The organism is Janthinobacterium sp. UMAB-60, assembly GCF_900095235.1.
In the GTDB taxonomy this organism is placed as follows: Bacteria; Pseudomonadota; Gammaproteobacteria; order Burkholderiales; family Burkholderiaceae_D; genus Janthinobacterium.
In genome coordinates this window covers 359,641-381,336 of record NZ_LT607483.1, presented here as the reverse complement: position 1 = coordinate 381,336, position 21,696 = coordinate 359,641, and the positions used below count along the sequence as shown (strand labels likewise).

Sequence of the window (21,696 nt, the reverse complement as noted above, 5' to 3'; positions counted from 1 at the left end):
GCTTGTGGCTGCGGATTCAATCGGTGGTCGCAACCCTCCCCGATTCCTCTGGCCAGCTCTTGCACCGCAGGCGGTTTTTCCTGTGGCCGGGCACCAACCCAATATGGAAATTAGTAAATATGCTATATTTATTAATTGCGGAAACATGACCTTTCACGGCCGGTGAAATCATGCGCAAGGGTAACCGACAAGCCATGGTGGCGCGATCTCGATGCATTGCCACAGAAATCCAAACCATGAAAATTGCCCGCCTCCTGTCCTCCAGTTTCCTCGTTCTGGCCGTGGCCCTCGTCGCTTATGGCCTTTTCGGCTTCTCCCGTTTTGCCTGGTACACCGGCGCCTACTACGATGAGCACATGATCTTGTTCGACCACGGCTTCTATCCTTTTGCATGGGGTATCGCGCTGCTGCTGATGGGGCAGATGGCCCGCTTGCAGCAGCGTCGAGCGGCGATGCTGCTCGCCGCCGGCACCGCCCTGGTGCTCCTTCTCTGGAAGCGTGCAACAGTGCCTGAGGCCATCGCCAATCAGCAACTTTTCCCCGGTCCTGATTTACTGGAGGGACTGATTGTTACCGCTATCGTGGTCATCATCCTGGCGCTCATAGACTGTCCCGTCGAGCAGGCCATCCGTAAGGCTCTTGCTCGTAGCCGGTGACCCCGGGGGCAAGCCTGCCATTCGTACACAATTCAGCACGCAAGAATTACTGCTGCGATATCAGTTGCTTGATCGCCCTCCGATATTTCTCTATCCTCTCCAGATCCTTCTGCGTCGGCGCCCCTATCCTCGACAAATCGCTGTTTTCCGCCAGATCCGCCAGCTTGACGGCCTTGCCCACCGGATCGAGGGCCGCGCGGGCGATGAAATCCTCATACGACTCGCCCTCGACCTTGGTCACGGCGCGCACACCGTCGATGACTTCCTGGGAAAATCCTTCGCGCACCAGGTCGTCGAAGGTGACTTTGCCGTCGCTGTCTTCCACCACGTCATGCAGCACGGCGACAATCTGCTGGACGCCGGGAGCGACGCGCAGCATGACGCGCAAGGGGTGGAGTATGTACGGCGCGCCGCCCTTGTCCGTCTGGCCGGCATGGGTGGCGGCGGCGATTTCAATCGCGCGCTCCAGGGTGGCGCGTCTTGCGGGTTCACTCATATTCACTCCTTGTTCACTCCACTTGGATTGATGTGCCCGTTGCGCGCCAGCCGCGGCGCTGCAAGTGACAAACGCTGCTGCACAGCACGGCTGGCAACAATAAATTGAGGACCGGTATGAGCATCAGCAAACACAACAGCAGACCCAGCGCAAGGATCGCCGGGTGCTGCTCGCGGCGCAACGCCGTTTCTTGTTCCATGCTGAGCACCTCTGCGGCCGCCGCGCCGTAGATCATTTGCACATTCCAGGCCAGCAAGTACGAGATCAGCACGCACATCGCCCACACGGGAATTAACAGGGAAAGCAGCAGCAACAGGCGCTTGCGCCAGGCGGGGCGCGCGGTGGATGCATCCAGGCCGGCCGGCGCTTGCCACGCAACATAGCGGCGCGCCGCCACAGCCTTGGCGCGCTCCAGCAACAACCAGCGCAGCGGCAAGCGCGCCGTGCCGATGGCGCCGACGATAAAGACCATCACATAGAAAAAAGCAGCCAGCGCCAGCAGCGCCAGGGCGATCTGGCCGATCGACAGCAGGGCCTTGGCGGCGCTGCCCAGGCTGCCGGCGATATTGCCCATCTGCGAGAGCGTGGCAGGCCCGTTGGCGAGTGTCCCGACGCCATCCATCACGCCCAGACCCAGCAAGCCCGTGACGGACACCAGCGCCAGCATGGCGCTCAGCTCGACAAAAAAACGACCGAAGCAGCCATACAGTCCCAGCCACAGCGCCACGACCGCCATGCACCACAGCGCGGAGCGCCACCACAAGCCCGCATGACGCGCATCGCGCAGTCCCAGGCCAATGCACGTGAAAGCTTCCCGCCAGGCCAGCAGCCAGGTTTGCAATGTTTGTGTCACGCTCAAGCGTACTCCGCAATGAAGGGGCGGATACGTCGATCCGGATCTTGCCGATTCTACATGGACGAGGCTGGCGCACGCGCCACTCAGGACGCAGCACCAAGCTGACGGTGACCCTCTACATTCAAAAATCGCTATCGAAACGCAAAAACAGCCGCAAGCTGCTCGGCACTTTCGCATGCAGACGCATAACAGACCTGATTTCTCCCGGCTGCCTTGGCCTTGTACAAGGCCTTATCAGCGAGCTCAATCAATTCCACTGCCTGATTTTCCAGATGCACTGGCGTAAACGCCGCCACGCCGACGCTGACCGTCACCACGCCAAGAGGATTGCCCCGATGCTCGATTCCCAGCGACTGCACGGCATGGCGAACGCCTTCCGCCACCGCCAACGCGCCCTGCAGATCCGTACCGGGCAATAAAATGACCAGCTCCTCGCCACCATAGCGCGCGGCAAGGTCGCCCGGTCTGCGCATGCTGTAGGCCACCACCTTGCCAATTTTTCTCAGGCACTCGTCACCGGCCACATGGCCATAGATATCGTTGTATTGCTTGAAGAAGTCGACATCGATCAAGACCAGTCCCAGAGCGCTTTTTTCACGCTGTCCACGGCTGAACTCGGCAAGCAGTGCCTGATCGAAATGGCGCCGGTTCGCCAGCCCCGTCAATCCATCCTGGTTGGCAAGGCGGGCCAGGGTTTCATTGATCAATTCCAGCTCGTTGCGCGCCGCGACCAGTCCCGCCTCGCTCTTGACCCGCAAATCGATTTGCCGCACCACGCGGTATCCGATGAAGGCAATCAGCAGTACCAGTACGCCGCCCACGGCGTTTTGCATCAACGTATCGAGACGCCACGAAGCGAGCACTTCATCCTGTGACAACGCGGCAGAGACCACCAGCGGGTATTCCTCGACTCTGCGGTAGCTATTGATACGCGTCACGCCATCGACGCGCGACCGGATCACGGCCGTGCCAACCGGACTTTTGGGTAAATAATCATGAAACACCGGGAACTGCGAAATATCGCGTCCCAGCAAGCTCTCATCGAACGGCCGCCGCAACAAAAGAATGCCCGCTCCATTTGCAATGAAAATGGCGCCTTTTTCGCCTATCGCAAAACGTTCGTAAAACTGCCTGAAATAATGCATGTCGATGGTCGCCAGCACCACGCCGCCGAAACTGCCGTCAGGCATATTGATCCGCCGCGATACCGTGACGATCCAGTCCCCGGTCGATTTGCTGCGCACGGGCGGGCCGACATAAGGCCCCCGGTCATCATGCGTTCGATGGTATTTGAAATAATCTCGATCGGAATTATTCAGATTGCTCAACAGCGTTTTCTGAGAGTTCACCAGCCAGCTGCCATCCTTGGCATAAATAAAGATGCCGTGCAGCTGCGGCAGCTCGCCGACACGGGTGACCAGCAATTTATGGATACGCTCCAGCTCAAGGTCGGAGACACCATCTGTCTCCACCCGTTCCACCAGTCCGACCAGCACCGTATCGGCGTCCTTGATGGTGTCATAAGCATGCTGCGCAACGGATTGCGCCAGATTGGCGCTTTCCCGCGCCGCTTCATTGAGCTGCACTTCCCGCGCGCGCAAGGTCATCCATAGCTGGAGCGCCAGCAGCGACAGGCACACCAGCACGACAAATGAAATGGCCAGCGGCAACAAGGAGAATTCCCGGTAGCCAGCTCCCAACAGGCGTGACGGCAAGCTGCGTGACCTGGTCATGGATTAACTCCCGGTTTGATATCCAGTGAAGTGTGCACCAAATAGGCAGCGACATATTCACACATCGTCACAAAAGATATAAAAAAGCTACCGCGACACTGGCCGGGCAACGTGTTCTTTCCGCCATGGCGGCGGTGAATCCTGTTCCAGCCCGCAATTGTTTGCGGAAGCGCAATCCCAGATGGAACGGAATGCGAAACAATGCCAGCTCCCACACCGTTGCGCCTAGCGGAGTCGACCATGCTTGAAGTTCAGGCCAGGGATAAGCGCGGTTTTTTTATCCTGCCCCAGGCTCCGGAAGGTGCCGGGTATTACGTCTATGGCACTCCCGGCAGGGGGGCGGGCCAGTACGCGCATCCAAACATGATGATGGCACTGCTGTATGTAGAGCGCGAATGGCAAGCGATCGATACACGAAAATTTGGCATCGGCAACATCAGTCTGGCTAACGGCACTGCGTATGGGGAACACTCAACGCACAAATCCGGCCTGGAGGTAGACATTCGTCCACTGCGCAAGGACGGCCTTCAACTCCCTGTTTATTGGTATGACAAAGACTACGATCAAGCCGCGACGGCAAAGCTCATCGCACTTTTTCGCGCCCATGCCAGTGTACGCCGGGTGCTGTTTAACGATACCGGCATTCCATTCGTGACGCCATTCAAAAATCACGACCATCACTTTCATCTGGAACTGAGAGCTTGACATGAAAAAACAGTGGGCTCTGGCGTGGGGCGCCTTCACCCTGTTTTCACTGGCTTATGCGGCTAGCGACAGCGACTGGGGCGAATACAAACCTTTCAAGGGTTCTTATCTGATGTATTCAAATACCTTGGGCGAGCAACAGCCGCCCACACCGCATGACCGCAAGATTTCTTTCATGGTCACGGGGACCGTGGCCAAGGACATGTTTGACTCCATGGGGCCGGACTCGAAAGAGCGCTGCAGTTTGGAGAAAGGCTATCGGCAGCGCGACAAGGAAAATGTTTCCTGCGTCCGGGATCATGACGGCTATAGGTGCCACTTCGGCTTTAACCTGCGCAGTGGCAAAAGCATTGCGGGATCGATTTGCTAGATCGCCTGGGGTGACCGGGGCCTTAGCTCAGCCAATCCTGCACTACTCCCCAGTGCCTGCAAACAGGCTCCGCAGGCGCGCGTCCTCCAGCCGTGCTTCCGCCAGCAGCATATCCCAATCATCGGGCGGGCACCCTCCCTCCAGCATCTTGCGGAACACCCGGTAAGCGTCGTCGCTGCTCTCATAGGCACGCTTGCTGTCGTCGTCATTAACCCATGCAAACACGAGTACCCTGGCAGCTGCGTGATAGCGGAAGAACAGTCTGTATTGCTGGAAAAACTTGGCCCGGAACCAGTGTTTATGCGCATCGCCGAGAGTACCGCCTTGCCGATACTCGGGGCGTGTGGGATCTTGTGGAATGACATCGAACGCCAACTTCGTGATAGCGGCCAGCCGCTTGCTGGCGTTCTTCTTCACGTAGCCAACCGGATCCTTCTGCTTGAGCGACTCGAGCTGCAGAACCAGCGCCTCAATCTGCGCAAGGAATAGAGGATGGACAAAGACTGTCCATCCGTGAATGACCAGCGGCGCAGTCTGGTCTGTGCTCATTCATCGTCTGCCGGCAACGCAGCATCGAGCTCGACTTCGATATCACCTACCAGCGATCGCAGGCGCTGGACGAGGGTAGCATCCACAGCCATCAGACGTTCCGGATGGCTGGCGAGGTCGCGTGCCAGGAAGCCCAGGAACTGCCCCAGCACCGGGTCATTGCCTGCAGAAGCGTCGGCGCGCGTCATGACCACTTCGCCATTCGGGCGAACGGCGTAGTGGATCTTGTCCCGCTTGCCCAACCGCAAGGCGCGACGCACGGTTTCCGGCACAGTGGTCTGGTAGCGGTCGGTCAGCGTGGATTCGATGTCGTGGTTAGCGGACATGATGCTCTCCGGTTAAAAGGGATGCTCATATGGTAATGCGAGTGCATTACCAAGTCAATACCCTTACCTGGTCTTGAATTGCCGGGGCATACGCAGATGCCCTCCCCCGTAGCAGAACCCAATCCCCCATCCCTCACCTCAACAGCGTACACTGGCGCCTCTTCCATCACCGCATTGGTCCACAGTGAAACTATCGCGCTTTATTACCGGCCATCTGGAGCCGATCCTGGAAGAGTGGGAACTCTTCGCCAGGTCGCTTCCCATTCCTGGTGCCACCATCTCGAAAGCCGAATTACGCGATCATGCAAAGCAGATGCTGGAAACCATCGTGCGCGACATGGATGTCATCGAGAACGCGGCGCAGCGGAAAAAGAAATCGACCACGGGCGTATCGGAAATAGCGGGCAAGGAAACGGCAGCGGCCACGCATGGCTCGCTGCGCCAGCAGATTGGCTTTACGCTGCCGCAACTGACGGCGGAATTTCGCGCGATGCGGGCCAGCGTTCTGCGCCTGTGGATGGCACAGGTGTCGGTGACGACGAAAACGGCGACGGACGACATCTTGCGCTTCAATGAAGCGATAGACCAGGCGCTGCAGGAATCGGCGATACGCTACTCGCAGCAGAGCGACCGCACCCGCAATACCTTTCTCGCCATCCTCAGCCACGATTTGCGCAGTCCGCTGAGCACGATGACGATGGCCGGTGCGCTGCTGAGCCGGCCGAGCGCGACCTCGGCTTCCACGGTGCAGATCGGGGCACGGGTTGCCCGCAGCGCGGCCACCATGACAACCATGGTCAACGATCTGCTGGAATTTGCCAGGACGCAACTGGGGGGACGCATGCCCATTTCGCCCAGCCTGGGCGACCTGGGGGAAATCTGCAAGACAGCCGTCGAGGATGCCTCAGCCGCTCACCCGCAGTGCAAGTTTGAACTAAGTACTACGGGCGAGATGATCGGCGACTTCGATGCGGCCCGCCTGGCCCAGCTGTTTTCCAATTTGCTCAACAATGCTGCGCAATATCGCACCGACGACCAGCCGGTGAGCATCACGGCCTGCGGCGACGCCGATACGGCCGTGGTGCAAGTGAAGAATTTCGGCCGTCAGATCCCGGAAGCCTCGCTGAAGAGCATTTTCGATCCCCTGGTACAGCTGGCCATTTCCGACGATCACAAGGCACCCAACGCCACCAGTATCGGCCTGGGTCTGTTTATCGCGCGTGAAATCGCCAGCGCGCACGGCGGCACCATCGGCGCCGAGTCGAGCCTGGAAAGCGGCACGATATTTACCGTGCGGCTACCCAGGGTATCGCTGAACGACGGAGCGAACGGCGGCTAGCCGCGCGCCCTAGCCTGCCGGGCCGGGGTCGCCTTATCTGCGGCTCAGCGGCACATACTCGCCCGGCAAGCTGGCCACTTCCAGCGCATCGGCAAATGCCAGCAAAAACTTCGCCGGGCCATGTTCCGACACCAGCAGGGAGGCGCCCTTGTGGCGCAGCAGTTTCAGCACTTCTTGCTGGTGCGCCTGGTATTCGCTGGAGTGACCATAAAACGTTTGATACATCTCCAGCGTTTCCATGGCTTTCGCGGCCAGGATGAATTCGGGTTTGTCCATCATATCTCCTCTTGATCAGCTGGGAAACCCAGAAGACGCATCATCCGTCCCCTTGGGTACAGCCATCGCCGTCGGCATGGCCGCACTTCCATCATACGCCTCAACTCAACCGTCACCAACAGCATGCGTCCAGGCCGCGCACCGTCACCACCGATCCCATGCGCTTGAACTGGCCTTCGAGCTCGATGTGGCACGGCATGACGATGTCGGTCAAGGCGACCATTTCCGCCCCATCAGTGAGGAACCGTTGCCGTGATTATTTTCGACAAAGCGTCGATATTGATGGGCTTTACCAGGTAGTGGTCAAACCCTGCCTGGCCAGCGCGGTCGAACTCGCCAAGCTGGCTGTAACCCGACGCGGCGACAAAGCACGGCAGCGGCGCCGGCAAGGCCGCGCGTGCCGAACTGATGACCTGGAAGCCATCCATGCCCGGCAAGCCGATATCGCACACGATCACATCGTAGGGCGCATCGAGCGCGGCGCGCAAGCCGCTGGGGCCGTCGTTGCGCACGTCGACATGGTGACCGTCCTGCGTCAGCAGCAGCGCCAGCATTTCCGCCGCATCGGCATTATCCTCGATCAGCAATATGCGGCGTGGCAGTGCGCACGCCGCAGGTGCCGCCTGCATGTCCTGCGATGGCGGCGCCAGCGACGACAGGGGCAGCTGCAAGACAAACTGGCTGCCAAAGCCAACCCCGGCGCTGAAGACATCCACGGTGCCGCCATGCAGCTGGGTAATAATGCGCACCAGCGACAGGCCGATGCCCAGGCCACCCTGCGCCCGTTCCAGCGAACGGAAGCCCTGGGTAAACAAGTCGAAGATGAAGGGCTGGATATCGAGGGCGATGCCGGCGCCATCGTCGCTGACGGCAATTTCCACCAGATCATCGTGGCGCCTGACGACGATATCGATGTGGCCAAACTCGTGCGTAAATTTGCTGGCATTGATGAGCAGGTTGGCAAACACCTGCGTCAGGCGCACCAGGTCCCCTTCGATCACCAGGGCTTCCTTCGGCATGCTCACGCTCAGCACTTGCTGGCGTTGGCTGATGCTGGCCTGGCCGACTTCCACGGCACTGGCGATGATGTCGCTCAGCAGGATGGGCGCCAGCTGCAAGGTGATCTTCCCGCTGCTGACGCGCGAAGCGTCGAGCAAGTCGTCGATCAGGCGCGCCATATGCGCCACCTGGCGGCCGATCACGTCATGCACGTGCGCCAGCTGGGGATCGAGGTCGACCTTCTTGGCCAGCAAATCATTGGCCATCGCCAGCGGCTGCAAGGGATTGCGTAACTCATGCGCAAGCATGGCCAGAAATTCTGTCTGGCGCACGGTTGTCGCTTCGGCGGACGCCTGCATATCCTGCGCGCCAAACGTCGCCAGCACCAGGTTTTGATTGGCTTCGCGCAACTGCATGATCAACAGCCCAAAGGCGTCGGATTTATCCTTTTCCTGCAACTGCATCTTGGCCATGATCAACAGTTGATTGATCGTCTCGCGCAGCAGTTTGACTTCGCGGTGATGCAAGGCCTGCAGATTTTGCTCGGAGGGCAACTGCTGGGCTGGCGCATCCTCAGGATCCGGCGAGAGTGCTGTGTGGTGCATGGTGACGGTGTGCGGCCTGTGGGGGCCGGCCTCAAGGACAACTCTTCGTTCCGCGGCGTTCACTCAGACCTCGCCGCGCACGCCAGCTCTATTGCTGCATACGGTGTATTACTTTCTAGCTGAGCACGATACTCTATTTTCCTTATGAAATGATAGCATTAGCTTACTTATCGATCAGGCCGCCTGACGGAATAGTCACGCGCACGCATTGGCAACATATTGCATTCCGTGCAAAAATGCGCCTGTCGCAACCCTTCCCCGCATTGCCAATGGACCAATACCATTTCCTCGTCGGCGAACTCAAGAACAATAGCCCCTTCAATCCCGCCGCGGCCAGCGCACAGCTGTTTGCCTGGTTCGCGCACATCGGCGAATCCGTCGAGCGCTACGGCAACAAGCGCGGCAAGATCGTCAAGTTCTCACAGCGAAATTACGAGAAGATGCTGTTCGCGCCAGAGACCGAAAGCATCGGACTGCTTTCGCCGCGCATCGTGCCGCCCGACGAAGCTGACGAGGCCGTCAACTGCGACGCGCAGGCGATGTATTCATCGGGCTCGGAGCTGGTTCTGTCCATACGCGCCAGCAAGCTTGCGCTGGCGCTGTTGTTCGACGCTGCGCGGCCCGCGCCGCACTGAACGCACACGCCATGCTGGGCGCCTACATCAACCACCGAAGCTCATGACCCCACATTTATCGCTGCACTGCTATCTGCAAGACACGCCTTCGGACCAAGCGCTGCCCTGCTCCGACGTGACCATCCAGGCCGACCCGGCCACCCTGCGCGCCATCGCCCATTTTCTGCTCGCCAGCGCCGACGCCTTTGATCTGGTGCAAGACCGGGCCGGCATGCACGCGCACCTGCAGGACGCATGGGCCGGCTGGCAGGACGACTTCCCCGATCTGGTGGTCGTGGCGGCATAGACTGGCGCCCCGGTCGGCGCGCGTCGGGTAACATACGCCACCGTTGCCATACAGAGAACCTTGATGCCTCATTCCCGATTCGCCCTGCCGTCGCTGCGCGCCGCCGTGCTGGCCACCGCGCTGGCCAATCTGTCCGCCTGCGCCAGCCCGCCCGCGCACGAAGCGCTGTTTCTCACCACCACCTTCACGCCCGCGCATTCCTTTACCAAGGGCATCGAAGGCCCGGCCGTGGATGCGGATGGCAATATCTACGCCGTCAACTTTGCGCGCCAGCAAACCATCGGCAAGGTGCGTCCCGATGGCAGCGGCGAAGTGTGGCTGACCCTGCCCGGCACCAGCATCGCCAACGGCATCCGCTTCGGCAGCCGTGGCCAGATGTATCTGGCCGACTACATGGAACACACGATTTACCTGGTCGATCCGGCCACGCGCGCGCTCACCATCCACGCGCGCGAGCCGCGCATGACGCAGCCGAACGACATCGCCATCACGGCCGACGACGTGCTGTATGCGAGCGACCCGAACTGGAAGGAAAACACGGGCCGCGTGTGGCGCATCGCGCAGGACGGCACGGTGACGCTGGCGCTCGACACCATGGGCACGGCCAACGGCATTGAAGTGAGCCCCGACGGCAAGATCTTGTATGTGAATGAAAGCGTGCAGCGCAATATCTGGATGTATGACATCGCCGCGGACGGCAGCCTGAGCGGCAAGCGCTTGCTGATCAAGTTCGACGATTTCGGCATGGATGGCATGCGCGTGGATGTCGATGGCAATTTGTACGTGACGCGCTACGGCAAGGGCAGCGTGGTCAAATTGTCGCCGCAGGGGCGCATCTTGCGCGAAATCAGCGTGCCCGGCGCCAAGCCCAGCAACATCACCTTCGGCGGTCCCGACGGCCGCACGGCGTATGTGACGGAAGTGGTGCAGGGGCGCCTGCTGCAATTTCGCGTCGACCGCCCGGGCCTCGAATGGCAGCGGGCGCAGGAGCGGCGCAAGGCCGAATAGCATGTCGGGATGTCGGCTTAGCCGGAACGGCGTAAGCCGACAACATCGTTGGCCGCAGCCAGGTCACTGGGGAATGATGCGCTGCGCCTTCAGGCGCTCGAACAGATTGACGAAGGCATCCTGCGTATCCTGGTAATCAAGAAAGCCCGCCTTGCGGCTCTTGCCCATGTCCGTCATCACTTCCATCGGCCGCCCCAGGTCGGCATCCGTATGCCACCATGAGGCCAGGCGGGCTATGTCCGCTTCCGCCAGATCATGCTGCCGCGCGATGGCGCGCCATTGCGCGGGGGCGTCCTGCATGCGGTCGGCCAAAGGCGCCATGGTCTCGGGCAAGTCCGCCGCCGCCACGCCGAAATACGCGGCCAGGCGCGGCCACAGCCACTTCCAGCGGAACACGTCGCCATTGACGATATTGAAATCCTCGTTGCGCGCGCAAGGGCTGTCCGCCGCCCATGCCAGGTGGCGCGCGATCTGGCCCGCGTCCGTCATGTCGGACAAACCGTGCCACTGCGCGGGCGAACCGGGAAAGACGAAGGGCGCGCCGCTGGCCTTGCACAAATTCGCATACACGGCCAGGGTCAAGCCCATGTTCATCGCATTGCCCAGCGCGTAGCCGATGATGGTGTGCGGGCGGTGCACGCTCCACGTAAAGCCGTACCGGGTGGCCGCTTCGAACAAGCGGTCTTCCTGCGCGTAATAAAAGTTCTCCACGGGCTGGCGGCCCTGCTCTTCGCGGAACGGCGTCACAGGCACCGTTCCCTTGCCATACGCATCGAACGGTCCCAGGTAATGCTTGAGACCAGTCACCAGCGCCGCGTGGCGCAAGTGGCCGTTCGGTCCCAGCGCGGCCAGCACATTGGCCACCATGGCGCCGTTGACGCGGATGTTTTCCTGCTCGTTTTCCTGGCGCGCCCAGGCCGTGAAGAAGACGTGGCTGGCGTCCAGGCCCGCCAGCGCGGCGGCGACGGCGGCGCCATCCGTCGCATCCAATTGCAGGGCGGTGCAGCCGGCGGGCACGGGCGTGCGTCCCCGCGAGACGCCCGTCACCTGCCAGCCTTCGCCGAGCAGATGCGTGGCCAGGTTGCTGCCGATGACGCCGCTGGCGCCGATGATGAGTGCGTGTTTTTGCATGTGAGAAAGCCTCCGAAAGAAAAAACCATCATATCCGCGACTGAAATTCTTATCCACGATACTATTTCACCTTATTCATGAATAGAATTCGCGAATCATGTTTTCATCGGAACATTTAAAGGGCCTCACGCCCTTCCTCGCCACGGCCGACGCGGGCAGTTTTACCAAGGCGGCCGAACGCCTGCACCTGAGCAGCTCGGCCGTCAGCAAGAGCGTGGCGCGGCTGGAAGAGCGGCTGGGCGTGCTGCTGTTCGAGCGCAGCACGCGCCGGCTGAAACTGAGCGAGGCGGGCCGCGCCTACTACGCCACCTGCAAGCGCGTGCTGCAGGAACTGGCGGACGCGGAAGACGTGCTGGCCGAACATGCGACGGAACTGGCCGGCAAGGTGCGCATCGGCGTGCCCGCCGCGTATGGCCGCCTGCGCGTGATGCCGGCGCTGATCGATCTGTGCGAAAAATATCCGCGCCTGCAGCCGGCCATCGCCTTCAGCGACCGCTTCGTCGACCTGTTCGAAGAGCGCATCGATATCGCCGTGCGCATCGGCGCGCCCTCGCACTGGCCGGCCGCGCTGGGACAGATGCACCTGGGCGACGAACAGCTGATCCTGTGCGCGGCGCCCGCCTACCTGGCGCGGCGCGGCACGCCCGCATCCATCGCGCAGCTCGATGGCCACGACTGCATCGCCTACGGACGCGGCGACGGCTCGCCCATGCCGTGGCTGTTCCCGGACGAGGACAAGGGCGGCCAGCTGGAATACCGCCTGGCGTCGCCGCGCATGACGGTGGGCGACGCGGAAGCGCGCACGGCCGCCGTGCTGGCGGGCCTGGGCGTGGCGCAGCTGGCCACCTGGCTGGTGCAGGAACACCTGGCCACGGGCGCCATCGTGGCCATCGTGCCGGAACTGGCCACGCCAGGCTTGCCCCTGTACCTGGCCTGGCCGCTGGCGCGCCAGCTGACGCCGAAAACGGGCACCCTGTTGCAGGAATTGCGGCAGCGGCTGACAATCAGTTGACTCAGTTTGAATATATCGCTTGACCCTGACGTGACGTCAGGATCGATGCTGTCCGTACGCACCAGGAAAGGAACAAGCAATGCTGTTGAAAATCGGTGAACTGGCCAGGCTCACGGGCCTGACCATCCGCACCCTGCACCATTACGACAGCATCGGCCTGCTCTCGCCTTCGGCGCGCACGCAAGCTGGCTACCGCCTGTACCAGCACGGCGACATGGACCGGCTGCACCGGATCATGGCGCTGCGCAAGTTCGGGTTGTCGCTGGCCGATATCGCCCACGCACTCGCCGGCCCGGATCTGCCGCTCTCCTCCATCGTGGCGCGGCAGATCGCCATGCTCGAGCGCCAGATCGCGCAAGCTTCCACCCTGCGTGTACGCCTGCGCACCCTGCAGGCGCAACTGGCGCAGGGACAGGCACCGGAACTGGCCGAGTGGCTCACCACAATGGAGTTGATGACCATGTACGACAAATATTTTACCCAGGAAGAACTGCAACGGATGCCGCTGCTGTCCGATGCGGCCGTGGAACAGGAATGGAAAGAACTGGTAGCGAGAGTGCGCGCCGCCAGGGATGCGGGCGCCAACCCGAACGATGCGCAGGCGCAGGCGCTGGCCACGGAATGGATGGTCAAGCTGGTGCGCGACACGGGCGCCCATCCGGGCCTGTTCGCGCGCCTGAACAGCATGCACGAACAGGAGCCATCCATGCAGGCGACCACCAGCATCGATGCGGAACTGATGCAGTTCATCCTCGCCGCCTTCAATGCCTCGCGCATGGCGCTGTACCGGCCTTTCCTCGATGAGCAGGAATACGCGCACCTGGTGGCAAACTACGGCAAGCGCTCGGGTGAATGGCCGGCCCTGATCGCCGCCGTGCGCGCCGCCATCGATGCGCGCACGCCGCCCACCGACCCGGCCGTGCTGCAACTGGCGCGGCAGTGGCTGGAGCTGTTCCGTTCGTATGCGGGCACGGACCCGGCCACGCAGCTGAAATTCCGCCAGGCGCACCAGCAGGAACCGCGCCTGATGGAAGGCAGCTTCGTCGACGGGGCCATGCTGCAATACCTGGGCGCGGCGATGGCCGTGGTGGCGCAGGAGCGCCCCGGCGCATAGGTTAACGTGCGGCATCTCGTGGGCGGGGCCATGTAGAATCGGCCATCGCCCATGAGAGGAACCACCGATGCGCCGCTTTCTGTTTGCCTGCCTGACCCTGCCCGCCTTCCATATCGCCATGGCGGCCGAGCCGCCCGTGCAAGGCGTGTGGCAGGGCACTCTGGGCAAGGCCAATATCGTCGCCTGCTTCAACCAGCCCAGCCCCACGCAAGGGTCTGACCGCAGCGGCAACTATTACTACACGCGCTACAAGACACCGATCATGCTGTCCATGCCGAACGGCAAGAGCGACTGGAGCGAATCCGACGCCAAGGGCGATACGACGGGCACGTGGCGCCTCAACGCGCCGCAGGGCGGCAAGCTCACCGGCACCTGGACGGAGCAGAAAAGCGGCAAGACCCTGCCCCTGGCCTTGGCCCTGCTGGAAGCGGCGGGCGACCGCGAACATCCATCCTGCGCCAGCGATGCCTACAACCTGGCGCTGGAAGACTTTCCCAACACCAAGGTCAGCAAACCCGTTACCGTTGAAGGAAAGCAATACCGCAACCTGCAAGTGGGCGACACCATCACGGTGGAATTGATAGCGCCCGGTGACGGCGTGGCGAAAATCAACGCGCAGCTGCGCGCCGTGCTGGCAAAAAGTAAAAAAGACCTGGCCGACTTCTATGCCACGCGCCGCGAATACCTGGGCCGCAACGGTTTCACGACGGAAGACGAAGTGTATGCGGAGCCCACCTACTGGTCGCCGCGCTGGGTAACGATCAAGTTCTACCGCTGGGCGGCTGGCTATGGCGCCAGCGGCATTTCCATCCGGTTCCGCACCTGGGACGTGAAAACGGGCCAGGAAACGGACGTGTGGAACTGGTTTGGCGCCAGCGCCAGCGATGGCGACGACAAGGCCGAATTGCCGGACCGCCTGCGCCAGGCCCTCTTCAAGGACGTGACAATCGACGCCGAGTGCAAAGGCACGGATTACGACGGCCACGGCCGCTTCCACCTGTCATTGAAACCGGAAGGCGTGTCGTTCTGGGAAGACTCGAACGGCAGCGGCTGCGAAAACGATTTTTTACTGCCTTACAGCAAGGTCGGCCCCTTCCTCACCGTCAAGGGCCGTGCCGCGCTCAGCGATCTGCTGCCGAAGAACTAAGTACCCGCCTTGTCCACCAGCTCGGCCACCATCTCCGCCGTGGCGGCCGCCAGGGTCCAGCCCAGGTGGCCGTGGCCCGTGTTGTAGTACACGCCCGGCGCCTTGCCCGGCCCCACTTTCGGCAGCATGGCCGGCAGCATGGGGCGCAAGCCGGCCCACGGGATCACCTTGCGTGTATTCACGTCAGGAAAGCACTGCTCCACCCACTGCAATAGCGGGCGGATGCGGTCGGCGCGGATGTCGTGATTTACGCCATTGAATTCCGCCGTCCCTGCCACGCGCAGCCGGTCCTCGCCCAGGCGGCTGCTGACCAGCTTGGTCGCATCGTCGAGCAGGCTGACCTGGGGCGCGGCCGCGCGGCTGGCGGCGTCGTCGAGCTGCACGGTAATCGAATAGCCTTTCACGGGATACACGTTCACATGGTCGCCCAGCATTGCCGCCAGGGCGCGGCTGGCCGTGCCCGCGCAGATGACGACGGCGTCGAATACGCTGTTGTCCTCGCCCATGGAGACACGCACCTTGCCGTGCTCGCGCGCCAGCGCAGTAACGTCCTGACCAAAGCAGCACGCCACGCCCAGGCGCGCGCAGGCGTCGGCCAGGCCGCTGGTAAATTTGTGGATGTCGCCCGTGGAATCGCTGTCCGTGTAGTAGCCGCCGTAAAAGTCGCCGGTGAGGGCCGGCTCGATGGCGCGCATTTCCAGCAAGCTCACGGCACGCCGCTCAAGACCGCCCTTGGCCAGCAGGCGCGACACGCCGGCCGCCCGTTCGAAGCCGCGCCGGTCGCGGTACACGTGCAGGATGCCGGCGCGGCGGTGATCGAAAGCTATCTTCTCTTCTTCCGCCCACGCAAACAAATGTGCGCGCGCGGCAATCGCCATGCGCGCCGTGGCGATGGTATTGCGCTCGTAGTCCGGCATGGCGGCGAGAAACTCCGCAAACCAGCTCAGCTTGTGCCAGCTGGGCCAGGGATGCAGCAACAACGGCGCATCGCGCCGCGCCATCCATTTCAGCGCATTCAGAATCGTTGCCTTGTGGTTCCACACTTCCGCGTGCGAGGCCGACAATTGCCCGCCATTCGCATACGACGTTTCCATGGCCGCATAGCGGTGGCGCTCGATCAGGGTGACATCGACGCCCCGTTTCGCCAGCGCATACGCCGTGGTGACGCCCGTGATGCCGCCGCCGATGACGGCCACCGTGCGGCTCATGGCGCCTCTACCTTGTGCACGACGGTATCGCCCGCCTGCAGGACGCGGCCATCGTCGGCCAGCACGTCGATGCGGCGCACGGGCAAGCCGGAGCCGCGCTGCAGCAGGGTCGAATGCGCCTCACCTTGTTCAAACAATTGCGCCTCGCTCCACTGGCGCAAGCCGACCACGACGGGAAACAGCGCCAGCCCCTTGGGCGTGAGCACATATTCCTGGTAGGCCGTGCCGTCCGAGGCGGGCGCGACCGTAAAAATGCCCTCTTCCACCAGCGTGTGCAGGCGGTCGGCCAGGATGTTCTTCGCCACGCCCAGGCTTTTCTGGAATTCCCCGAACCGGCGCATGCCGTCGAAGGCGTCGCGCACGATCAGCAGCGACCAGCGCTCGCCGATCGCGTCGAGCGCGCGCGCCACGGGACAGGGGTCGGTTTTCAGGCTCTTGCGCTTGGCCATCGGCATGCTCCAGGATTGAGTGGTTGCATTTTAAAACTAATCACCGTAGACTCCAACTGGTTTTAATTTGCAACCACTTATAGGCGAGCCCATGCGCGATACGACCATCCCCCTCACAACAGCACTTCCTTCCACTCTCGTCTGGCTGTTTGCCACGGCGGCCGGCCTCAGCGTGGCCAATGTGTATTACGCCCAGCCTTTGCTGGCCACCCTGGCGCGGGAATTCGGCATGACGGACGCGGCCAGCGGCATGGTCATCACGGCCACGCAGCTCGGCTGCGCGCTGGCCCTGCTGCTGCTGGTGCCCCTGGGCGACATGCTGAACCGGCGCCGGCTGACCCTGTTCCAGCTGGGCTTGCTTGCCATCACGCTCGCGGCGCTGGGCTGTGCCCGTTCCACGGCCGCCTTGCTGGGCGGCATGCTGCTGGTGGGCTTGCTGGGCACGGCCATGACGCAGGGCTTGATCGCCTACGCGGCCAGCGCGGCGGCCAGCCACGAGCGGGGCAGGGTCGTCGGCATGGCGCAGGGCGGCGTGGTGATCGGCTTGCTGCTGGCGCGCACCCTGTCCGGCGTGGTGGCCGATCTGGCCGACTGGCGCGCCGTGTATTTCGTCTCGGCCGCCATCGCCTGCGCCCTGTTGCTGCTGCTGTGGCGCAAGCTGCCGCCAGCGCAGGCATCCAATCAGAAGCTGGCCTACGGCGCCCTGCTCGCTTCGATGCTGGAGATGCTGCTGCACAACAAGGTGCTGCGCGTGCGCGGCATGCTGGCCCTGCTGATGTTTGCCGTCTTCAATATTTTCTGGAGCGCCCTGGTGCTGCCCCTGACGGCGCAAGGCTACAGCCATGCGGCCATCGGCGCGTTTGGCCTGGTGGGCGTGATCGGGGCGCTGGGCGCGGCACGGGCCGGGGCGCAGGCCGACAAGGGTCGGGCGCAGTGGACGACGGGCGCGGCCCTGCTGCTGCTGCTGGCCGCGTGGCTGCCGCTCGGCTTTGCCGGCACGGCCCTGTGGCCGCTGGTCGTCGGCATCATCGCACTGGACCTGGCCGGCCAGGCCATCCACGTAACGAACCAGAGCCTGATTTTCAAGGACGACAGCGACGCGCACAGCCGCCTGGTGGCGTGCTACATGCTGTTTTATGCGGTGGGAAGCGGACTCGGTGCGATTGCCGCCACCAGCGTGTATGCGCTGGCGGGCTGGCATGCAGTATGCGCGCTGGGCGCGGCGGTCAGCTTGCTCGCCCTGCTGTTCTGGCGGCTGACCTTGCCTGCTGAAAAAACTTAGTTCAAGAGCGCCGTGGCGGAACCATGGCGATACGTCTTCAGCGCATCGGGCTGGATCTGGATCAGCGAACCGCTGACTTTAATCAAATGCAAGTCCGTCAACTGGTGCAGCACGCGCGACAGGGTGGCGGGCGCCAGGTTCAGGAACGATGCCAGCAAACTTTTCTTCAGGTCCAGCTTGACCTCGTTCGAACGCTGCTGGTCCGATGCCTGCAGCAGGTACTCGACCACGCGCTGGGTGGCGTTTTGCACGGAGCAGCGTTCCACGTTGCGGATAAAACCCATCAGGTGGTACGACAGGCTGTTCATCATCTGACGCGCGATGCGCGGCGACTGGTCCAGCAGGCGCAGCAGCGCGTGCGGCGGGATGCGCAGCAGCAGGCAGTGCTCGAGCGCTTCGGCGCAGAACGGATACGGTTCATCGAGGAAAATCATGGCTTCGCCGAAGCTCTGGCCCGGACGGATCAATTCCAGTACCTTGTCGGTACCTTCCATGGAAAACACGCTGAGCTTGACGAGGCCGAAGACCACCACATAGGCGCCTTCCGGCACTTCGCCCTTGCGGAACAGCACTTTGCCTTTTTCCACTTCGACGCGCACGACATCCTGGCGCAATTGCTCTAATTGCGAAGGGGAAATATGGCGGAACAGAGCCTGGCTCGATAGCAAGCCATCGACGTTGACCTTATGCATGACACTCTCTTATTAGATTAGCGAATGACTAAGAGTGTAATGCGCAGGCACCGTCAAGGCCATACGTCAAAGGAACTAGGGTTGTCTAGGCCGGAACGCCATGCAGATCAAACAATCGCGCATTCCTTGCGCACTATTTGCGCTTTGTTTGATCTTTATTTGCTTAACTCGCGCTCGACGGCGTAGACGGCGATCTGCACGCGGCTGCTGAGCTTAAGCTTTTTGAGGATGTTTTGCACGTGGATTTTCACCGTGCTTTCGGCCACGTCCAGCTGGCGCGCGATTTCCTTGTTGCTCAGCCCTTGCGCCAGGCAAGCCATGGCTTCGCGTTCGCGCGGCGTCAATTTATCGTAGTCGGCCTGGGGTGCGTTCTGCCCCGCGCGGAACTGCGACACGAGCTTGGCCGTCATGGCGTCGGCAATCACGGATTCACCGGCGGCGGCGCGGCAGATGGCCTGGCCCAGCTGCTCGGCTTCGATATTTTTCAGCAAATAGCCGCGCGCGCCCGCGCGCAGGGCCGCGCCCAGGTCGGCCGCGTTTTCCGACACGGTCAGCATCAGCACCACCATCTGCGGCATGTCCTGCAAGATCAGCTGCAGCGCTTCGACACCCGTTACGCCGGGCATGTTCAAGTCCATCAGCACCACGTCGGGCCGCAGCTCGGCCGTCAGGCGCACGCCATCGAGCCCGTTCGAAGCCTCGCCCACCACCTGGAACAGAGGATTGCGCTGCAGCAGCAGCTTGACGCCGCTGCGCAGCAAGGTGTGGTCGTCGACCAGCAGGATTTTGATTGGAGCGTTCACGTATTTGTATCTTCTACCTGGTAGGAATAAATCTTCTGTTACGCGGCCTGGCGCCGGGCTGCCGGCAAGGCCAGCGAGATCGTCGTGCCGCCGCCGGGCGTGCTGTCGATGGCAAATTGCGCACCGAGCCGCTCGGCTCTTTCCTGCATGATACGCAAGCCGATCTGCAATTCCGTTTTCTTGTCGCGCAGGTTGGCGGCGAAGCCTTCGCCATCGTCGCGCACCTGCAGCGCAAAATCGCGCCCGTTTTCCACGCGCAGGGCCACGTTGCTCGCCTGCGCGTGCTTGCGGATATTCGACAGCGCTTCCTGCACGATGAACAGGATCTGCAACTGCTGCTCGGGCGCCAGCGGCGCGCCATTGCCGCTCATGTCCAGCGTGCCGGCGACGCCGGTCTGCAGCTCGAACTTGGCCAGCACTTCCGACAATTTGCTTTCCAGGTCGCTGCCATGCCAGCGCGTGCGGAAATTGACCAGCAATTCGCGCACGTCCTGGTAGCTTTGCTCGACGCCCATGCGCATCAGCGGCAGCACCTCGGCCGCTTCGTCGAGCTGGCCCCGGCGCACGGAATCGTCGAGCATCTGTACTTGCAGGCTGATGAAATTGAGGCTTTGCGCAATGCTGTCATGCAAGCCTTCGGCCAGCAGGCTGCGTTCGCGCGCGACGGCAAACTCCTTTTCGCGCGCGATCAGGCGCTGGTTTTCGATGGCGATGCCCAGGCTCTGGCCCAGCGTTTCCAGCCAGCCCTGCTGCTGCGCATGCACCGCTTGCGGACCCGCGAAGTGCAGCGAAAAACTACCCACCACCTGGTCGCGCGCGAGGATGGGAAAGACGGCGATGGCAACAAAACCTTCGTCCTGGCAGCGAAAGCGCTGCAGCGCTTCGACCTGGCGGAAATCGCGGATCTGGATCACGCCCTGCGCCACGGCAGCGCCGCACAGGCAATCGTTATTGCGGATGCAATGTTCCTCTTCTACCATGGCGTCCGAAATGCCCTCATGCACGATGATGTGCACGGTATCGTGCTGCGGATCGAGGATGCGCACGGTGCCGCCTTCGGCTTGCGCGAACTGCATCACGTGGTGCAGGAAGCCACGGCACAGCGCATCGATGGCGTGCTGGCCCGCCAGCAGGGTGGAAATCTCATGCAGAGTGGCCAGTTGGCGTTCCTGCGCGGCGCTCAGGCCCGATGTGGCTTGCGCCAGGCGGCGCTGGCGCCAGCGTGACGCTGGAAGTTGTTTGCGGGAAGGTTGACTGCGCGGCGCATGCATGACGAACTCGAATCTGAAAAGTGGGGCGCCCGGCAAGCGCTGCGGCCTGCCGGGCTGGTGAAGGTTACAAATGAATCTCGGTACCGAGCAGCTTGACGAACTGCGCCAGCCACGCCGGATGCGCGGGCCAGGCGGGCGCCGTGACGAACTGGCCATCGGTGACGGCGTCCGTGACGGCGATGTCCGCATACGTGCCACCCGCCAGCTTGACTTCCGGCGCGCAGGCGGGATAGGCGGAAATGCGCTTGCCGCGGATGACGTCGGCGGCTGCCAGCAATTGCGCGCCGTGGCAGACGGCGGCGACAGGCTTGCCCGCGTCGGCAAAATGGCGCACGGCGGCGATGACTTTCTCGTTCAGGCGCAGGTATTCGGGCGCGCGGCCGCCGGCGATCATCACCGCGTCATAGTCGGCCGGATCGATCTCGTCGAAGCTGGCGTTCAGGGTAAACAAATGGCCCGGTTTTTCCGTGTAGGTCTGGTCGCCCTCGAAATCGTGGATGGCCGTCTTGATCGTCTCGCCGCTTTTCTTGCCGGGACAAACGGCGTGCACGGTATGGCCGAGCATCAGCAGGGCCTGGAATGGCACCATCGTTTCATAATCTTCTGCAAAATCGCCGGTCAAAAACAGAATTTTCTTCGCTGCCATTTAGTTCTCCTATGAAAGATTGATCCCGCAAGCCGTATCTTAGCGCGACTTGGCAGCCATACTGGATATTTATCAAACTTTTGCCACTGAATGCAGGCATTT

25 protein-coding genes are annotated in these 21,696 nt (G+C 62.1%); 11 read left to right on the top strand and 14 right to left on the bottom strand.

Annotated elements, in window-relative coordinates; genetic code table 11:
* Positions 1 to 236: 236 nt before the first annotated feature.
* Positions 237 to 656: a hypothetical protein gene (locus tag K0F86_RS05045; RefSeq protein WP_219133260.1), complete on the top strand. Its 420-nt coding sequence runs from the start codon at positions 237 to 239 to the stop codon at positions 654 to 656.
* Between the two features lie 46 nt (positions 657 to 702).
* On the opposite strand, the gene K0F86_RS05040 is transcribed toward K0F86_RS05045, so the two are convergent.
* The 3 genes from K0F86_RS05040 to K0F86_RS05030 all read right to left on the bottom strand — a co-directional run bounded on the left by K0F86_RS05040 (position 703) and on the right by K0F86_RS05030 (position 3,741).
* On the bottom strand, positions 703 to 1,152 hold the full coding sequence (locus tag K0F86_RS05040) for a GTP pyrophosphokinase (protein WP_219133259.1): 450 nt from the start codon (positions 1,150 to 1,152) through the stop codon (positions 703 to 705).
* A gap of 13 nt (positions 1,153 to 1,165) precedes the next feature.
* The gene (locus K0F86_RS05035) at positions 1,166 to 2,011 is read right to left on the bottom strand and encodes a hypothetical protein (RefSeq protein WP_219133258.1); all 846 of its coding nucleotides are present in this window, start codon (positions 2,009 to 2,011) and stop codon (positions 1,166 to 1,168) included.
* A gap of 128 nt (positions 2,012 to 2,139) precedes the next feature.
* Positions 2,140 to 3,741, bottom strand: a complete 1,602-nt coding sequence (locus tag K0F86_RS05030) for a sensor domain-containing diguanylate cyclase (protein ID WP_219133257.1) — start codon at positions 3,739 to 3,741, stop codon at positions 2,140 to 2,142.
* A gap of 240 nt (positions 3,742 to 3,981) precedes the next feature.
* Between K0F86_RS05030 and K0F86_RS05025 the strand changes: the two genes are divergently transcribed.
* A complete protein-coding gene (locus K0F86_RS05025) occupies positions 3,982 to 4,446 on the top strand; it encodes a penicillin-insensitive murein endopeptidase (protein WP_219133256.1) in 465 nt (154 codons plus the stop codon).
* 1 nt (position 4,447) lies between these two features.
* Positions 4,448 to 4,816 carry a hypothetical protein gene (locus tag K0F86_RS05020; RefSeq protein ID WP_219133255.1) on the top strand — a complete coding sequence of 123 codons (369 nt, stop codon included), beginning with the start codon at positions 4,448 to 4,450 and terminating at the stop codon, positions 4,814 to 4,816.
* A gap of 42 nt (positions 4,817 to 4,858) precedes the next feature.
* Here the strand turns inward: K0F86_RS05020 and K0F86_RS05015 are convergent, their stop codons facing one another.
* Both K0F86_RS05015 and K0F86_RS05010 read right to left on the bottom strand, forming a co-directional pair.
* Entirely contained in the window at positions 4,859 to 5,365 is a 507-nt protein-coding gene (locus tag K0F86_RS05015) for a type II toxin-antitoxin system YhaV family toxin (protein ID WP_219133254.1), read from the bottom strand.
* Entirely contained in the window at positions 5,362 to 5,691 is a 330-nt protein-coding gene (locus tag K0F86_RS05010) for a type II toxin-antitoxin system PrlF family antitoxin (protein ID WP_219133253.1), read from the bottom strand. The genes K0F86_RS05015 and K0F86_RS05010 overlap by 4 nt, the downstream gene beginning before the upstream one ends.
* 184 nt (positions 5,692 to 5,875) lie before the next feature.
* Between K0F86_RS05010 and K0F86_RS05005 the strand changes: the two genes are divergently transcribed.
* A complete protein-coding gene (locus K0F86_RS05005; RefSeq protein ID WP_219133252.1) occupies positions 5,876 to 7,030 on the top strand; it encodes a sensor histidine kinase KdpD in 1,155 nt (384 codons plus the stop codon).
* A 33-nt stretch (positions 7,031 to 7,063) separates the two neighbouring features.
* On the opposite strand, the gene K0F86_RS05000 is transcribed toward K0F86_RS05005, so the two are convergent.
* Positions 7,064 to 7,306, bottom strand: coding sequence for a hypothetical protein (locus tag K0F86_RS05000; protein WP_035825558.1), 243 nt, complete (start codon positions 7,304 to 7,306; stop codon positions 7,064 to 7,066).
* A gap of 233 nt (positions 7,307 to 7,539) precedes the next feature.
* Positions 7,540 to 8,910: a hybrid sensor histidine kinase/response regulator gene (locus tag K0F86_RS04995; RefSeq protein ID WP_257571989.1), complete on the bottom strand. Its 1,371-nt coding sequence runs from the start codon at positions 8,908 to 8,910 to the stop codon at positions 7,540 to 7,542.
* Between the two features lie 236 nt (positions 8,911 to 9,146).
* On the opposite strand from K0F86_RS04995, the gene K0F86_RS04990 reads away from it, so the two are divergent.
* The 3 genes from K0F86_RS04990 to K0F86_RS04980 all read left to right on the top strand — a co-directional run bounded on the left by K0F86_RS04990 (position 9,147) and on the right by K0F86_RS04980 (position 10,839).
* Complete coding sequence (locus K0F86_RS04990; protein ID WP_219133251.1) at positions 9,147 to 9,545, top strand: hypothetical protein; 399 nt, start codon at positions 9,147 to 9,149, stop codon at positions 9,543 to 9,545.
* 43 nt (positions 9,546 to 9,588) lie between these two features.
* Positions 9,589 to 9,831, top strand: a complete 243-nt coding sequence (locus K0F86_RS04985) for a hypothetical protein (RefSeq protein ID WP_219133250.1) — start codon at positions 9,589 to 9,591, stop codon at positions 9,829 to 9,831.
* Positions 9,832 to 9,894: 63 nt separating this feature from the next.
* Positions 9,895 to 10,839, top strand: coding sequence for an SMP-30/gluconolactonase/LRE family protein (locus tag K0F86_RS04980; RefSeq protein WP_219133249.1), 945 nt, complete (start codon positions 9,895 to 9,897; stop codon positions 10,837 to 10,839).
* Between the two features lie 63 nt (positions 10,840 to 10,902).
* Here K0F86_RS04980 and K0F86_RS04975 read toward each other — a convergent pair whose 3' ends face one another.
* Positions 10,903 to 11,970, bottom strand: coding sequence for an SDR family oxidoreductase (locus tag K0F86_RS04975; RefSeq protein WP_219133248.1), 1,068 nt, complete (start codon positions 11,968 to 11,970; stop codon positions 10,903 to 10,905).
* Between the two features lie 97 nt (positions 11,971 to 12,067).
* On the opposite strand from K0F86_RS04975, the gene K0F86_RS04970 reads away from it, so the two are divergent.
* From K0F86_RS04970 to K0F86_RS04960, 3 genes are all read left to right on the top strand, one after another.
* Positions 12,068 to 12,982 carry a LysR family transcriptional regulator gene (locus tag K0F86_RS04970; protein WP_219133247.1) on the top strand — a complete coding sequence of 305 codons (915 nt, stop codon included), beginning with the start codon at positions 12,068 to 12,070 and terminating at the stop codon, positions 12,980 to 12,982.
* Positions 12,983 to 13,061: 79 nt separating this feature from the next.
* Positions 13,062 to 14,096: a MerR family transcriptional regulator gene (locus K0F86_RS04965; protein WP_219133246.1), complete on the top strand. Its 1,035-nt coding sequence runs from the start codon at positions 13,062 to 13,064 to the stop codon at positions 14,094 to 14,096.
* 67 nt (positions 14,097 to 14,163) lie between these two features.
* On the top strand, positions 14,164 to 15,243 hold the full coding sequence (locus K0F86_RS04960; protein ID WP_219133245.1) for a hypothetical protein: 1,080 nt from the start codon (positions 14,164 to 14,166) through the stop codon (positions 15,241 to 15,243).
* On the opposite strand, the gene K0F86_RS04955 is transcribed toward K0F86_RS04960, so the two are convergent.
* Both K0F86_RS04955 and K0F86_RS04950 read right to left on the bottom strand, forming a co-directional pair.
* Complete coding sequence (locus K0F86_RS04955) at positions 15,240 to 16,451, bottom strand: D-amino acid dehydrogenase (protein ID WP_219133244.1); 1,212 nt, start codon at positions 16,449 to 16,451, stop codon at positions 15,240 to 15,242. The genes K0F86_RS04960 and K0F86_RS04955 overlap by 4 nt on opposite strands.
* The gene (locus K0F86_RS04950; RefSeq protein ID WP_219133243.1) at positions 16,448 to 16,900 is read right to left on the bottom strand and encodes a helix-turn-helix domain-containing protein; all 453 of its coding nucleotides are present in this window, start codon (positions 16,898 to 16,900) and stop codon (positions 16,448 to 16,450) included. The genes K0F86_RS04955 and K0F86_RS04950 overlap by 4 nt, the downstream gene beginning before the upstream one ends.
* 91 nt (positions 16,901 to 16,991) lie before the next feature.
* Here K0F86_RS04950 and K0F86_RS04945 point away from each other — a divergent pair, with 91 nt between their 5' ends.
* On the top strand, positions 16,992 to 18,182 hold the full coding sequence (locus K0F86_RS04945) for an MFS transporter (RefSeq protein WP_219133242.1): 1,191 nt from the start codon (positions 16,992 to 16,994) through the stop codon (positions 18,180 to 18,182).
* On the opposite strand, the gene K0F86_RS04940 is transcribed toward K0F86_RS04945, so the two are convergent.
* From K0F86_RS04940 to K0F86_RS04925, 4 genes are all read right to left on the bottom strand, one after another.
* Positions 18,179 to 18,874, bottom strand: coding sequence for a Crp/Fnr family transcriptional regulator (locus K0F86_RS04940; protein ID WP_219133241.1), 696 nt, complete (start codon positions 18,872 to 18,874; stop codon positions 18,179 to 18,181). The two genes, K0F86_RS04945 and K0F86_RS04940, sit on opposite strands and share 4 nt — an antisense overlap.
* A 155-nt stretch (positions 18,875 to 19,029) precedes the next feature.
* Positions 19,030 to 19,677, bottom strand: a complete 648-nt coding sequence (locus K0F86_RS04935) for a response regulator (protein ID WP_219133240.1) — start codon at positions 19,675 to 19,677, stop codon at positions 19,030 to 19,032.
* Positions 19,678 to 19,715: 38 nt separating this feature from the next.
* Complete coding sequence (locus K0F86_RS04930) at positions 19,716 to 20,948, bottom strand: GAF domain-containing protein (protein ID WP_219133239.1); 1,233 nt, start codon at positions 20,946 to 20,948, stop codon at positions 19,716 to 19,718.
* Positions 20,949 to 21,012: 64 nt separating this feature from the next.
* Positions 21,013 to 21,594 carry a DJ-1/PfpI family protein gene (locus K0F86_RS04925; RefSeq protein ID WP_219133238.1) on the bottom strand — a complete coding sequence of 194 codons (582 nt, stop codon included), beginning with the start codon at positions 21,592 to 21,594 and terminating at the stop codon, positions 21,013 to 21,015.
* Positions 21,595 to 21,696: the final 102 nt, after the last annotated feature.

Excerpts from the sequence above, each read along its gene's own strand:
- K0F86_RS05045 (WP_219133260.1), top strand. The coding sequence starts at position 237 with ATGAAAATTGCCCGCCTCCTGTCCTCCAGTTTCCTCGTTCTGGCCGTG.
- K0F86_RS05040 (WP_219133259.1), bottom strand. The coding sequence starts at position 1,152 with ATGAGTGAACCCGCAAGACGCGCCACCCTGGAGCGCGCGATTGAAATC.
- K0F86_RS05030 (WP_219133257.1), bottom strand. The coding sequence starts at position 3,741 with ATGACCAGGTCACGCAGCTTGCCGTCACGCCTGTTGGGAGCTGGCTAC.
- K0F86_RS05025 (WP_219133256.1), top strand. The coding sequence starts at position 3,982 with ATGCTTGAAGTTCAGGCCAGGGATAAGCGCGGTTTTTTTATCCTGCCC.
- K0F86_RS05020 (WP_219133255.1), top strand. The coding sequence starts at position 4,448 with ATGAAAAAACAGTGGGCTCTGGCGTGGGGCGCCTTCACCCTGTTTTCA.
- K0F86_RS05015 (WP_219133254.1), bottom strand. The coding sequence starts at position 5,365 with ATGAGCACAGACCAGACTGCGCCGCTGGTCATTCACGGATGGACAGTC.
- K0F86_RS05010 (WP_219133253.1), bottom strand. The coding sequence starts at position 5,691 with ATGTCCGCTAACCACGACATCGAATCCACGCTGACCGACCGCTACCAG.
- K0F86_RS05000 (WP_035825558.1), bottom strand. The coding sequence starts at position 7,306 with ATGGACAAACCCGAATTCATCCTGGCCGCGAAAGCCATGGAAACGCTG.
- K0F86_RS04995 (WP_257571989.1), bottom strand. The coding sequence starts at position 8,910 with ATGCACCACACAGCACTCTCGCCGGATCCTGAGGATGCGCCAGCCCAG.
- K0F86_RS04990 (WP_219133251.1), top strand. The coding sequence starts at position 9,147 with ATGCGCCTGTCGCAACCCTTCCCCGCATTGCCAATGGACCAATACCAT.
- K0F86_RS04985 (WP_219133250.1), top strand. The coding sequence starts at position 9,589 with ATGACCCCACATTTATCGCTGCACTGCTATCTGCAAGACACGCCTTCG.
- K0F86_RS04980 (WP_219133249.1), top strand. The coding sequence starts at position 9,895 with ATGCCTCATTCCCGATTCGCCCTGCCGTCGCTGCGCGCCGCCGTGCTG.
- K0F86_RS04975 (WP_219133248.1), bottom strand. The coding sequence starts at position 11,970 with ATGCAAAAACACGCACTCATCATCGGCGCCAGCGGCGTCATCGGCAGC.
- K0F86_RS04970 (WP_219133247.1), top strand. The coding sequence starts at position 12,068 with ATGTTTTCATCGGAACATTTAAAGGGCCTCACGCCCTTCCTCGCCACG.
- K0F86_RS04965 (WP_219133246.1), top strand. The coding sequence starts at position 13,062 with ATGCTGTTGAAAATCGGTGAACTGGCCAGGCTCACGGGCCTGACCATC.
- K0F86_RS04960 (WP_219133245.1), top strand. The coding sequence starts at position 14,164 with ATGCGCCGCTTTCTGTTTGCCTGCCTGACCCTGCCCGCCTTCCATATC.
- K0F86_RS04955 (WP_219133244.1), bottom strand. The coding sequence starts at position 16,451 with ATGAGCCGCACGGTGGCCGTCATCGGCGGCGGCATCACGGGCGTCACC.
- K0F86_RS04950 (WP_219133243.1), bottom strand. The coding sequence starts at position 16,900 with ATGGCCAAGCGCAAGAGCCTGAAAACCGACCCCTGTCCCGTGGCGCGC.
- K0F86_RS04945 (WP_219133242.1), top strand. The coding sequence starts at position 16,992 with ATGCGCGATACGACCATCCCCCTCACAACAGCACTTCCTTCCACTCTC.
- K0F86_RS04940 (WP_219133241.1), bottom strand. The coding sequence starts at position 18,874 with ATGCATAAGGTCAACGTCGATGGCTTGCTATCGAGCCAGGCTCTGTTC.
- K0F86_RS04930 (WP_219133239.1), bottom strand. The coding sequence starts at position 20,948 with ATGCATGCGCCGCGCAGTCAACCTTCCCGCAAACAACTTCCAGCGTCA.
- K0F86_RS04925 (WP_219133238.1), bottom strand. The coding sequence starts at position 21,594 with ATGGCAGCGAAGAAAATTCTGTTTTTGACCGGCGATTTTGCAGAAGAT.